Source organism: Streptomyces aureoversilis, assembly GCF_042657885.1.
Lineage (GTDB): Bacteria > Actinomycetota > Actinomycetes > Streptomycetales > Streptomycetaceae > Streptomyces > Streptomyces aureoversilis.
In genome coordinates this window covers 135,375-147,800 of the sequence record NZ_JBHSKJ010000007.1, presented here as the reverse complement: position 1 = coordinate 147,800, position 12,426 = coordinate 135,375, and the positions used below count along the sequence as shown (strand labels likewise).

General features: G+C 74.7%; 9 protein-coding genes. 5 read left to right on the top strand and 4 right to left on the bottom strand.

Going from position 1 to position 12,426, the window contains the following annotated elements; genetic code table 11:
* Nucleotides 1-33: 33 nt before the first annotated feature.
* The 3 genes from ACFPP6_RS14445 to ACFPP6_RS14435 all read left to right on the top strand — a co-directional run bounded on the left by ACFPP6_RS14445 (nucleotide 34) and on the right by ACFPP6_RS14435 (nucleotide 4,796).
* A complete protein-coding gene (locus ACFPP6_RS14445; RefSeq protein ID WP_382041335.1) occupies nucleotides 34-1,554 on the top strand; it encodes a 3' terminal RNA ribose 2'-O-methyltransferase Hen1 in 1,521 nt (506 codons plus the stop codon).
* Nucleotides 1,551-4,241: a polynucleotide kinase-phosphatase gene (locus ACFPP6_RS14440; protein WP_382041332.1), complete on the top strand. Its 2,691-nt coding sequence runs from the start codon at nucleotides 1,551-1,553 to the stop codon at nucleotides 4,239-4,241. Before ACFPP6_RS14445 ends, ACFPP6_RS14440 begins: the two co-directional genes overlap by 4 nt.
* A gap of 114 nt (nucleotides 4,242-4,355) precedes the next feature.
* Nucleotides 4,356-4,796: a hypothetical protein gene (locus tag ACFPP6_RS14435; RefSeq protein ID WP_382041330.1), complete on the top strand. Its 441-nt coding sequence runs from the start codon at nucleotides 4,356-4,358 to the stop codon at nucleotides 4,794-4,796.
* 39 nt (nucleotides 4,797-4,835) lie between these two features.
* Here ACFPP6_RS14435 and ACFPP6_RS14430 read toward each other — a convergent pair whose 3' ends face one another.
* Together ACFPP6_RS14430 and ACFPP6_RS14425 are read right to left on the bottom strand one after the other, a co-directional pair.
* Nucleotides 4,836-5,315, bottom strand: coding sequence for a RidA family protein (locus ACFPP6_RS14430; RefSeq protein ID WP_382041328.1), 480 nt, complete (start codon nucleotides 5,313-5,315; stop codon nucleotides 4,836-4,838).
* A complete protein-coding gene (locus ACFPP6_RS14425; RefSeq protein ID WP_382041325.1) occupies nucleotides 5,312-6,448 on the bottom strand; it encodes an acyl-CoA dehydrogenase family protein in 1,137 nt (378 codons plus the stop codon). The genes ACFPP6_RS14430 and ACFPP6_RS14425 overlap by 4 nt, the downstream gene beginning before the upstream one ends.
* 193 nt (nucleotides 6,449-6,641) lie before the next feature.
* Between ACFPP6_RS14425 and ACFPP6_RS14420 the strand changes: the two genes are divergently transcribed.
* Together ACFPP6_RS14420 and ACFPP6_RS14415 are read left to right on the top strand one after the other, a co-directional pair.
* Nucleotides 6,642-8,300 carry an AMP-binding protein gene (locus ACFPP6_RS14420; RefSeq protein WP_382041323.1) on the top strand — a complete coding sequence of 553 codons (1,659 nt, stop codon included), beginning with the start codon at nucleotides 6,642-6,644 and terminating at the stop codon, nucleotides 8,298-8,300.
* Nucleotides 8,293-9,135, top strand: coding sequence for a PaaX family transcriptional regulator (locus tag ACFPP6_RS14415; RefSeq protein WP_382041320.1), 843 nt, complete (start codon nucleotides 8,293-8,295; stop codon nucleotides 9,133-9,135). Before ACFPP6_RS14420 ends, ACFPP6_RS14415 begins: the two co-directional genes overlap by 8 nt.
* Nucleotides 9,136-9,249: 114 nt before the next feature.
* Here the strand turns inward: ACFPP6_RS14415 and ACFPP6_RS14410 are convergent, their stop codons facing one another.
* On the bottom strand, nucleotides 9,250-11,502 hold the full coding sequence (locus ACFPP6_RS14410; RefSeq protein ID WP_382041317.1) for a bifunctional salicylyl-CoA 5-hydroxylase/oxidoreductase: 2,253 nt from the start codon (nucleotides 11,500-11,502) through the stop codon (nucleotides 9,250-9,252).
* Complete coding sequence (locus ACFPP6_RS14405; protein ID WP_382041314.1) at nucleotides 11,499-12,326, bottom strand: enoyl-CoA hydratase family protein; 828 nt, start codon at nucleotides 12,324-12,326, stop codon at nucleotides 11,499-11,501. Before ACFPP6_RS14405 ends, ACFPP6_RS14410 begins: the two co-directional genes overlap by 4 nt.
* Between the last annotated feature and the right edge of the window lie 100 nt (nucleotides 12,327-12,426).

Genomic DNA, 12,426 nt, shown 5'->3' with positions numbered 1-12,426 from the left:
AGGAGGCACGCGCTCCCGGGGATACTCGACCGCGTGTTCCTGACGATATCCACCACCGGCACGACCGGATCCCCTGCGACCGACCTCGGATTCCTGCTGCACAAGCACCCCGGCAAGACGCAGCGTTTCTCGACCTCCCACGGCACCGCGCACGTCCTCTACCCCGAGGCCACGGCCGAGCGCTGCACCGCCGCGCTGCTGCTGGAGATCGATCCGGTGGCACTGGTGAGGCGCTCCAAGGGCAAGGGCCGCGGCGGCGCGCCCGACTCCGCGCTCGCGCAGTACGTCAACGACCGCCCGTACGCCGCGTCCTCGCTGCTCGCCGTCGCCCTCAGCAGCGTCTTCTCCACCGCCCTCAAGGGCCAGTGCACAGCCCGGCCCGAGCTGCCCGGAGCGGCCCGCCCGCTGCGCATCGAGGTGCCGGTGCTGCCCGCCCGCGGCGGCGCGGCGCTCGTGGAGCGGCTGTTCGCCCCGCTGGGCTGGACGGTGTCCGCCGAGCCGGTCGCGCTGGACGAGCAGTTCCCGCAGTGGGGCGACTCGCGCTACGTACGGCTGGTGCTGGAGGGCGAGCAGCGGCTCGCCGACGCCCTGCGCCACCTCTACGTCCTGCTGCCGGTGCTCGACGACTCCAAGCACTACTGGGTGGCGCCCGACGAGGTGGAGAAGCTCCTGCGCTCCGGCGAGGGATGGCTGGAGGACCACCCCGAGCAGCGCCTGATCGCCGGCCGCTACCTCGGCCGCCGCTGGTCGCTGACGCGGGACGCCCTGGAGCGCCTGGCCCTCGCCCGCCTCGCCGAGGCCGACGACAGCGAGGCCGAGGAGCTCGACAACGCCGTCGACGAGGAGACGGACACCGAGGAGCGGCCCGTCCCGCTGGCCGTGCAGCGCCGCGAGGCGATCCTGGGCGCCCTGCGCGCCTCGGGGGCCGCGCGCGTGCTCGACCTCGGCTGCGGACAGGGGCAGCTCGTGGGAGAGCTGCTGAAGGACCCGCGGTTCACCGAGGTGGCCGGCATGGACGTGTCGGCGCGCGCCCTCGCGGTGGCCGCGCGGCGGCTGCGCCTGGACCGCATGACCGAGCGCCAGTCGGCGCGGGTCGCACTGTTCCAGGGCTCGCTCGCGTACACCGACCGCAGGCTGGCCGGGTACGACGCGGCGGTGCTCAGCGAGGTGATCGAACACGTCGACCTGCCCCGGCTGCCCGCCCTGGAGCACGCGGTGTTCGGCGCGGCGCGCCCCGCGACGGTCGTCGTGACCACCCCGAACGTGGAGTACAACGTGCGCTGGGAGACCCTCCCCGCCGGGCACGTGCGGCACGCGGACCACCGCTTCGAGTGGACCCGCGAGGAGTTCCGCGCCTGGGCCGCGGGCGTCGCGGAGCGGTACGGCTACGAGGTGGCGTACGCGCCCGTGGGGCCGGACGACCCGGAGGTCGGACCGCCGACCCAGATGGGCGTCTTCACCCGTGCCGGGGACGAGAAGAACAACAAGGACAACAAGACCAGCAAGAACGACCAGAACGACAAGAGCGAGAAGAAGCAGGAGAAGGCCGCATGACCACAGCAACCGCCCCCGCGGCCGCCAAGCGCACCCTCGCCGTCACCGACCTCTCCCTCGTGGTGCTGGTCGGCCCGACGGGTTCGGGCAAGTCCACCTTCGCCCGGAAGCACTTCAAGCCCACCGAGGTGCTCTCCTCGGACTTCTGCCGCGGCCTCGTCGCCGACGACGAGAACGACCAGAGCGCCAGCGGCGACGCCTTCGACGTGCTGCACTACATCGCGGGCAAGCGCCTCGCCGCCGGCCGCCTCACCGTGATCGACGCGACCAACGTCCAGGCCGAGGCCCGCCGGCAGCTGGTCCGCGTCGCCCGGGAGCACGACGTGCTGCCCATCGCGATCGTCCTCGACCTGCCCGAGGACGTGTGCGCCGCGCGCAACGCCGCCCGCCCCGACCGGGCCCACCTGCCCCGCCACGTCATCCAGCGCCACCGCCGCGAGCTGCGCCGCTCGCTGCGCGGCCTGGAGCGCGAGGGCTTCCGCAAGGTGCACGTCCTGCGCAGCGCCGAAGAGGCCGAGGCCGCCGAGGTCGTCCTGGAGCGCCGCTTCAACGACCTGCGGCACCTCACCGGCCCCTTCGACATCATCGGCGACATCCACGGCTGCAGCTCCGAACTCGAGACCCTGCTCGGCCGGCTCGGCTACGCCGACGGCGTCCACCCCGAGGGCCGCACGGCCGTCTTCGTCGGCGACCTCGTCGACCGCGGCCCGGACAGCCCCGGCGTACTGCGCCGCGTCATGGGCATGGTCGCCTCCGGCAACGCCCTGTGCGTGCCGGGCAACCACGAGAACAAGCTCGGCCGCTGGCTCAAGGGCAAGAAGGTCCAGCCGACCCACGGGCTGGCCGAGACCATCGAGCAGCTGGAGCGCGAGGACGCCCGCGACCCCGCCTTCCGCGCGCAGGTGCAGGAGTTCGTCGACGGGCTCGTCAGCCACTACGTCCTCGACGGCGGCAAGCTCGTGGTCTGCCACGCCGGCCTGCCGGAGAAGTACCACGGCCGCACCTCGGGCCGGGTGCGCTCGCACGCGCTGTACGGGGACACCACCGGCGAGACCGACGAGTTCGGCCTGCCCGTGCGCTACCCGTGGGCCGAGGACTACCGCGGCAGCGCCGCCGTCGTCTACGGCCACACCCCCAACCCGTCGGCCACGTGGCTGAACAACACGATCTGCCTGGACACCGGCGCCGTCTTCGGCGGGAAGATGACCGCGCTGCGCTGGCCCGAGCGCGAGCTGGTGGACGTACCGGCCGAGCGGGTCTGGTACGAGCCGGCGCGGCCGCTGGCGAGCGGGGCGCCCGGCGGGGAGGACGGCCGCCCGCTGGACCTGTCCGACGTCACCGGCCGCCGCGTCGTCGAGACCCGGCACATGGGCCGGGTCGCCGTGAAGGAGGAGAACGCCGCGGCCGCCCTGGAGGTCATGAGCCGCTTCTCCGTCGACCCGCGGCTGCTGCCCTACCTCCCGCCGACCATGGCGCCGTGCGCGACCTCCCAGGAGGAGGGCTACCTGGAGCACCCGGCCGAGGCGTTCGCCGCCTACCGGGCCGACGGGGTGCGGCAGGTGGTGTGCGAGGAGAAGCACATGGGCTCGCGGGCCGTGGCCCTCGTGTGCCGCGACGCGGACGTGGCGCGGGAGCGCTTCGGCGCGGCCGGCGGGGCGAGCGGCGCGCTGTACACCCGCACCGGCCGGCCGTTCTTCGACGACCCCGCGATGACCGAGCGCGTCCTGCGCCGGCTGAGCAGGACGGTCGCTTCGGCCGGGCTGTGGGAGGAGCTGGAGACCGACTGGCTGCTGCTGGACGCCGAGCTCATGCCCTGGTCCCTCAAGGCACAGGGACTCCTGCGCCACCAGTACGCGGCCGTGGGTGCCGCGTCCGGGGCGGTCTTCCCGCCGGCGCTCGCCGCGCTGGAGTCGGCGGCGGAGCGCGGCGTGGACGTGTCCGGGCTGCTGGACCGCCAGCGCGAGCGGGCCGCGGACGCGGCTGCCTTCACGGAGGCGTACCGGCGCTACTGCTGGACCACCGGGGACAGCGCGCAGGGCTGGCCGGGGGAGCAGGCGGAGACGCAGTCCCCGCGCAGGGTCGGTGCCAAGGGCACGGACGGCCTGGACGGTATCCGGATGGCACCGTTCCAGATCCTGGCGGTGCAGGGCCGCAGCCTGGCCGCGCTCCCGCACGACGAGCAGCTCGCCCTGATCGACCGGATGATCGAGGCGGAGATGTACGACGCCGAGGCGAACAACGGCCTCTGCGCGTACACCCCGGTGTACGTCAACCGCCTGCTCGCCCCGACCCGCCGGCTCGTCGTCGACACCGAGGACGGGGAGTCTGTCGCGGCCGGCGTGCAGTGGTGGCTGGACCTGACCGGCGCCGGCGGCGAGGGCATGGTCGTCAAGCCGCTGCAGGGGCTCGTACGGACCGCGAACGGGCGGCTCGTCCAGCCCGGCGTCAAGTGCCGCGGCCGGGAGTACCTGCGGATCATCTACGGTCCCGAGTACACCCGCCCGGACAACCTGGCCCGGCTGCGCGCACGCCACCTCGGCCACAAGCGCTCGCTCGCCCTGCGCGAGTACGCGCTCGGGCTGGAGGCGCTGGACCGGCTGGCGGCGGGCGAGCCGCTGTGGCGGGTGCACGAGGCGGTCTTCGGGGTCCTCGCCCTGGAGTCGGAGCCGGTGGACCCGCGGCTGTAGGCGCCGCGGGCGGGGGACCGCCGCGCATCTGCGGGTGCGCAGCGGGGCACGGTCCGCCGCCCGTACGGGCGGCCCCCGCTCGCCGGTCCGCGGGCGCGGCGGCATGCTGGCCGCATGAGTACGCAGCACTGGGGCGACGACTACGCGCACGGTGCGCCGCCGCGCGTCCGCCACCGGGGACACCGGAAGTGGCCGTGGGTGCTGCTCGCCGCCGTGCTCCTGCTGGCCGCCGGGTGCGCGGCGATCGTCGTCGTGCTCGCCGGGCAGAGCGAAACGGTCCGGGTGCGGTACGAGGTCACCGGCGACGCGAGGGGCGTGTCCATCGCGTACAGCACCTGGCGGGACGGGGCCGTCGTGACGCAGAAGGAGGCCCCCCGGGACCTGCCCTGGCGCAAGGAACTGGAGACGACGGAGTTCGAGAAGGGCGGCCTGCTGGCCGTCACGACCGGGAAGGGCGGCGGTACGGTCTCCTGCTCGGTGACGGTGGACGACCGCCGGCCGTGGACCGCCACGGCGTCCGGCCGGGAGGCGACGGCGACCTGCAGCGGCTTCTGACCCCCTCGCCCCGGGTGCCGCTCACGGCGCGGGTTCCGCTCACGGCAGCATCGCGATCCCGTCCAGCTCCACCAGCGCCGCCTCGTCCCACAGGCGCACCGCGCCGATGACGGCCATCGCCGGGTAGTCCCGCCCGGCCAGCCGCCGCCAGATGCCGCCCAGTTCCCGGGCGTGCGCGCGGTAGGCGGCGACGTCGGTGGCGTAGACGGTGACGCGCGCGAGGTGCTGCGGCCCGCCGCCCGCGGCGCGGAGGGCGGCGAGCAGATTGCCCAGGGCCCGCTCGAACTGCTCCGGCAGCCCGCCGGGCACGATGCGGCCGGCGCCGTCGAGGGCGGTCTGTCCCGCGAGGAGGACGAGCCGGCTCCCGGTCACGGTGACGGCATGCGAGAAGCCTGCCGGCGGCGAGAGTTCCGGCGGGTTGACCCGCCGGAGCCCGCCGGTTCCGTGCGACGGAACGGAGCGGTCCGCACCGGCGGCCTCCCCGGTCTCCCCGTGGCCCGACGCAGTCGTCCCGCTCACCGGTACAGCTCCTTCGCGATGATCGTGCGCTGGACCTCGCTCGCGCCCTCGTAGATCCGCGGCGCGCGCACCTCCCGGTAGAGGTGCTCCAGGAGGTGCCCCCGGCGCAGCGCGCGGGCGCCGTGGAGCTGGACGGACGCGTCCACGACGTACTGCGCGGTCTCGGTGGCGAACAGCTTGGCCATCGCCGAGCGGGCCGCGATGCCGGGCTCGCCCGCGTCGTACGCCGCGGCCGCCGCGTACACCAGCAGCGCCGCGGCCTCCGTACGGGTGGCCATCTCGGCGAGCTGGTGGGAGACGGCCTGCAGGTCCTTCAGGGGGCCGCCGAACGCGCGCCGCTCCCCGGCGTGGACGACGGCGGCCGCGAGCGCGGCCCGGGCCATGCCGACGGCGAAGGCCCCCACGCTCGGCCGGAAGAGGTCGAGCGTGCGCATGGCGACGCGGAAGCCGCCGCCCGGTACCCCGAGGACGTCCCCGGCGCCGACCGGCACGCCGTCGAAGACCAGCGTGCCGATGGGGTGCGGACTGAGCATGTCCAGGCCGCGGCCGGACAGTCCCGCGCTGTCGCCGGGTACGAGGAACGCCGTCACGCCCCGCGAGCCGGGCGCCTGCCCCGTGCGGGCGAAGACGGTGTAGACGTCGGCCTCGGGGGCGTTGGAGATCCACGTCTTCTCGCCGGAGAGGCGCCAGCCGTCCCCGGCGCCGGAGGGGTCCGGCTCGGCGCTCAGCTCCAGCGCGGCCGCGTCGGACCCGGCGGCCGGCTCGCTCAGCGCGAACGCGGCCACCGCCCGGCCCGCGATCACCTCCGGCATCCAGCGGGCGCGCTGCCGCGCGGTCCCGGACTGTACGACGGGGTAGGCACCGAGCCCCTGCAGGGCGAGCGCGGTCTCGGCCTCCGTGCACTCCCGCGCGAGGGACTCCCGCAGCAGGCACAGGTCCGTCGCGCCCACCGGCCCCTCGGCGGGGAAGAGCCGGGCCAGCAGGCCGAGTTCGCCGAGGGCCGCGACGAGGGGCCGGTTGACGCGGCCCGGCTCGCCGCCGGCCGCGAGCGGGCGCAGCCGCTCCGCCGCGAGGGTGCGCAGGTCGTCGCACCAGGCGCGCTGCTGCGGGTCGAGGGCGAACGGGGTGACCATGGGCGGCCCCTTCGTGGTCTTCCGTGTCTTCCGCTGTCTGTCGCTGTCTGTCGCGGTCGCTTCCGACCGCGCGGTGCCGCCTATCGCGCTGTGTTGACTGCCGTCACCAAGTCGCTACGCTGACAGCGGATCCGCACGGCTGGCAAGACCCCCGTTCACCTCCATGTCACCGGCGCGAGGGGGCGCATCAGCGATGGCAGCGACCGAGCTTCAGCCGTCGGCCCACGTCGACACCTTCCCGCGCGACCACCTGCCTCCCGCCCGCCACTGGCCCGGCCTCCCGTACAAGAGCGGCGCCCTGCCGGCCTACCCGCCCCGCCTCAACTGCGGCAGCGAACTCCTCGACGCCACCGTGGCCCGGCTGGGCCCGGACCGCCCCGCCGTGCACGACGACTCCGGCTTCCGGTGGACCTACGGCCAACTCGCCGCCCACGTCGACCGCATAGCCCACACCCTCACCGACGACCTCGGCGTCGTCCCCGGCAACCGCGTCCTGCTGCGCGGCCCCACCACCCCCTGGCTCGCCGCCTGCTGGCTCGCCGTGATGAAGGCCGGCGCCGTCGCCGTCACCGTCCTGGCCGCCCAGCGGCCGCACGAACTCGCCACGATCTGCGAACTCGCCCGCATACGGCACGCCTTGTGCGACGCCCGCTCGCTCGACGGCCTCGACGCCCTCGCACAGGCCCCGGAACCCCTGCACATCACCCCGTACGGCGGGGACACCCCCGGCGACCTGCTGCGCCTGGCCGCGGACAAACCCTCATCGTATGCGGCGGTGGACACGTCCGCGGACGACGTCGCCCTCATCGCCTTCACCTCCGGCACCACCGGACGCCCCAAGGGCTGCATGCACTTCCACCGCGACGTGCTCGCCATAGCCGACACCTTCTCGGCACACGTCCTGCGGCCGAGCCCCGACGACGTCTTCGCCGGCAGCCCGCCCCTGGGCTTCACCTTCGGCCTCGGCGGCCTGGTGATCTTCCCGCTGCGGGCGGGCGCAGCCACCCTGCTGACCGACTGGCGCGGCCCCGAACACCTCCTCGCCGACATCCGGCACCACCGCGTCTCCGTGCTCTTCACCGCCCCCACCGCCTACCGCTCGATGCTGGAGACACTGCAACAGCCCGGCCCGCACGACGTCTCGTCGCTGCGCCGCTGCGTCTCCGCCGGCGAACACCTGCCCGCGGCCCTCTGGCACGCCTGGCGGCAGGCCACCGGGCTGCACGTCATCAACGGCATCGGCGCGACCGAGATGCTGCACATCTTCATCTCCGCCGCCGACGACGCGATCCGCCCCGGCACCACCGGCCTGCCCGTCCCCGGCTACGAGGCGCGCGTCGTCGGCCCCGACGGCCGGACGCTGCCGGACGGCGAACCGGGCCTGCTGGCCGTGCGCGGACCCACCGGCTGCCGCTACCTCGCCGACGAACGGCAGCGCGAGTACGTCCGCGACGGCTGGAACCTCACCGGGGACACCTACGTCCGCGAGCCGGGCGGCCACTTCCGCTACGTCGCCCGCGCCGACGACATGATCATCTCGGCCGGGTACAACATCGCGGGCCCGGAGGTGGAAGAGGCCCTGCTGCGCCACCCCGACGTCCTGGAAGCGGCCGTCGTCGGGCGCCCCGACGCGCGGCGCGGCGAGATCGTCGTGGCCCACGTGGTGCTCCGGGAGGGGGTGCCGCGCACCGCGGAAACGGCGGCGGCGCTGCGGGAGTTCACCAAAAAGGAGATCGTCCCCTACAAGTGCCCTCGCGAGATCGAGTTCCCGGAGGCCCTTCCCCGTACGCCCACCGGCAAATTGCAGCGCTTCCGGCTGCGTCACGGCGCTTTACAGTTTCCCCGTGACTGACCAGCAACCACTCCATACTCCTCGGTCCCTCATCGTCACTTTCTACGGCGCGTACGGCCGCGGGGGCGCCGCCCGCCATACGGGCGGCAGGCCCGTACCGATCGCGGCCCTGATCCGGTTGCTGGGTGCCGTCGGCGTGGACTCGCCCTCGGTGCGGTCGGCCGTCTCGCGGCTCAAACGACGCGGCCTGCTCGTCGCGGACCGCACGCCCGACGGGGCCGCGGGCTACGGGCTCTCGGAAGCCGCGCGGCAGCTTCTCGACGACGGCGACCGGCGCATCTACGGCCGGGCCTCCACCCGGGCGGCCGGCGGCTGGCTGCTGGCCGTGTTCTCCGTACCCGAGGAGGAGCGGCACAAGCGGCACCTGCTGCGCTCGCGGCTGGCCCGGCTCGGCTTCGGGACCGCCGCCCCCGGCGTGTGGATCGCTCCCGCACACGTCCACGACGAGACGCGGCACACCCTCGAACGGCTCGGACTGGCCTCCTACGTCGACCTGTTCAGGGGCTCCCACCTCGGCTTCGAACCGACCGCGGAGGCCGTGGGCCGCTGGTGGGACCTCGAGTCCCTGGCCGGGCAGCACCACGCCTTCCTGGACGCCCACGAGCCGGTGCTGCGGCGCTGGGCGCGGCGGCGGGTGGTGCCGCCGCGCGACGCCTACCGCGACTACCTCCTCGCGCTGGACTCCTGGCGGCACCTGCCGTACGCGGACCCCGGCCTGCCGGGCGGCTTGCTGCCGACCGACTGGCCCGGGGTGCGGGCGGCGCGGGTGTTCGCCGCGCTGCATTCGCGGTTGCGGGAGGCGGGGGCGCGGTTCGTGGCGGGGGAGCTGGCCTGACGGCCGGCCCACTGGAATCGAGGGGGGCTCAGAACAAAACAGAGCCGTCCGGCGATTGAGGGCCGGGGTCCGGGGCGGAGCCCCGTGCAACGGCGGGGTCACCAGACAGTGGCGCTAAGCCCCGCGCCCCGTCGGCGGGCGCCGGCTCCCCGCCCGGTACGGCTCCGGCCACCGCACCCCCGGCCCCGCGTACTCCTGTTCGGCCGCCGCGTGCAGCGTCCAGTGCGGGTCGTACAGGTGCGGCCGGCCGAGGGCACAGAGGTCGGCGCGGCCCGCGAGGATCAGGGAGTTGACGTCGTCCCAGGAGGAGATCGCGCCCACCGCGATGACGGGGACGCCCGCCTCGTGGCGGATGCGGTCGGCGAAGGGCGTCTGGTACGAGCGGCCGAAGGCGGGCCGCTCGTCGGCGACGACCTGGCCGGTGGAGACGTCGAGCGCGTCGGCCCCGTGGGCGGCGAAGGCGCGCGCGACGGCGACGGCGTCCTCCGCGGTGGTGCCGCCGTCGGCCCAGTCGGTGGCGGAGATCCGTACGGTCATGGGCCGGTCGGCGGGCCACACGGCCCGGACGGCGTCGAAGACCTCCAGGGGATAGCGCAGCCGCCCGCCGAGGTCGCCTCCGTAGGCGTCGTCGCGGCGGTTGGTCAGGGGGGAGAGGAAGCCGGACAGCAGGTAGCCGTGGGCGCAGTGGAGTTCGAGGAGGTCGAACCCGGCGCGGGCGGCGGCCTCCGCGGACCGTACGAACTGATCCCGTACGGCACCCATTTCTGCGACCGACAGGGCGTGCGGGGTCTGGTTGACGCCGGCCCGGTACGGCAGCGCCGAGGGGGCCACCAGCGGCCAGTTCCCCTCCGGGAGCGGCTGGTCGATGCCCTCCCACATGCGGCGCGTGGAGCCCTTGCGGCCCGCGTGCCCCAGCTGGAGGCCGATCGCCGTGCCCGGCGCCCGGTCGTGCACGAAGCCGGTGATGCGGCGCCACGCCCGCTCGTGTTCCGGGGTGTACATCCCCGAGCAGCCGGGCGTGATCCGGCCCTGTTCGCTCACGCAGACCATTTCGGCCATGACGAGCCCGGCCCCGCCGAGGGCGCGGGCGCCGAGGTGGACGAGGTGGAAGTCGCCGGGGGTGCCGTCGGCCGCGGAGTACATGTCCATGGGGGAGACGACGACCCGGTTGCGCAGGGTCAGGCCGCGCAGCCGGAAGGGGGTGAACATGGGGGGCGTGCCGGGCGGGACGCCGGCCTCGTCCTCCACGGAGGCGACGAAGTCCGCGTCGCGCAGGCGCAGGTTGGCGTGGGTGACGCGGCGGCTGCGGGTGAGGAGGTTGAAGGCGAACCGGCGCGGCGGCTGGTCCACGTGCACGGCGAGGTCCTCGAACCACTCCAGGCTGGCGCGGGCTGCGCGCTGGGTGGAGGCGACGGCCGGGCGCCGCTCGTCCTCGTAGGCGGCGAGCGCCGCGGGGACGCCCGGGTGCCGCTCCAGGGCCTGCGCGAGGGCGAGGGCGTCCTCCACGGCGAGCTTGGTGCCGGAGCCGATGGAGAAGTGGGCGGTGTGGGCGGCGTCGCCGAGGAGGACCGTACGGCCGTGGTGCCAGTGCTCGTTGACGACCGTGCGGAAGGCGGTCCAGGCGGAGCGGTTGGAGCGCAGGGGGCGGCCGCCGAGGGCGTCGGCGAAGTACTTGCCGCAGGCCTCCAGAGTGCCGTCCTCGTCGGCGCGGTCGAGGCCCGCGCGGCGCCACACCTCCTCGCGCATCTCGACGACGACGGTGCTGGCGTCGCGCCGGTAGGGGTAGCCGTGGAGCTGCATCAGGCCGTGTTCGGTCTCGGCGATCTCGAAGCGGAAGGCGTCGAAGGCGAAGTCGGCGGAGAGCCAGATGTAGCGGCAGCGGTGGGTGGTGAGCGTGGGCCGGAAGTGCTCCGCGTGGGTCTCGCGCGTGCGGCTGTGGACGCCGTCGGCGGCGATGACGAGGTCGTGAGTGCGGGCGAGTTCTTCGGCGGGCGGCGCCTCCGTGCGGAAGCGGAGCCGGACGCCGAGCCCGCGGCAGCGCTCGTGGAGGATCTCCAGGAGCCGGCGGCGGCCGAGGGCGGCGAAGCCGTGGCCTCCGGAGCGCAGCGTGGTGCCCCGGTGGACGACGTCGATGTCGTCCCAGCGGACGAACTCGCGGCGCAGTGCGGCGTAGACCTCCGGGTCGGCGCTCTCGATGCCGCCGAGGGTCTCGTCGGAGAGGACGACGCCGAAGCCGAAGGTGTCGTCGGGGGCGTTGCGTTCCCAGAGGGTGACCTCGCGCTCCGGGGCGAGACGTTTCAGCAGGGCCGCGGCGTAGAGGCCGCCCGGCCCGCCGCCGATGACGGCGACCCGCGCGGCGGCGGTCATCGCCCCCGCCACTTCGGGGGCCGCTTCTCGGTGAAGGCGGCGTGGAACTCGGCGTAGTCGGCGCTGTTCATGAGCAGGGCCTGGGTGGCGGCGTCGAGTTCGACGGCGGCGGCGAGGGGCATGTCGAGCTCGGCGGTGAGCAGGGCCTTGGTCTGGGCGTGGGCGAGGGCGGGCCCGTCGGCGAGGCGGCGGGCGAGGGCCTGCGCCGCGTCGCCCGCCCGCCCTTCGTCGGTCAGGTGACTGATCAGGCCGATGCGTTCGGCCTCGGCGGCGCGTACGGGCTCGCCGAGCATCAGCAGCCGGGTGGCGTGCCCGAGGCCGATGACGCGGGGGAGCAGGTAGGCGGCGCCCATGTCGCCGCCGGAGAGCCCGACCCGGGTGAAGAGGAACGCGAAGCGGGCGGTCGGGTCGGCGACGCGGAAGTCGGCGGCGAGCGCGAGGACGGCCCCGGCGCCCGCGGCGATGCCGTGCACGGCGGCGACGACCGGGAAGGGGCACTCGCGCAGGGCCCGTACGGTCTGGCCGGTCATCCGGTTGAAGTCCAGGAGCTGCCCGGTGTCCATGGCCAGGGTCGCGCCGATGATCTCGTCGACGTCGCCGCCGGAGCAGAACCCGCGGCCCTCGCCGCCGAGCACGAGGGCGCGCACGGAGCCGTCGCGGGCCAGCTCGGGCAGGAGGTCGCGCAGGTCGGCGTAGGCGCCGAAGGTGAGGGCGTTGAGCTTGTCGGGGCGGGCGAGGGTGACGGTCGCGACGCCCGCGTCGAGGGTGAGGCGCAGGTGCCGCCACTCCTCGGTACGGGACGCGGAGCCGGTGAAAGGACTCATGGAGCGCGGCCTCCTTCAGCCGGGGGGCTGGTGCGTGCCTGCGCTGTGAAGTTATCACCGGTGCGTGACTGTCGTCACGAGTGCGCGATAGAAGGGGAGT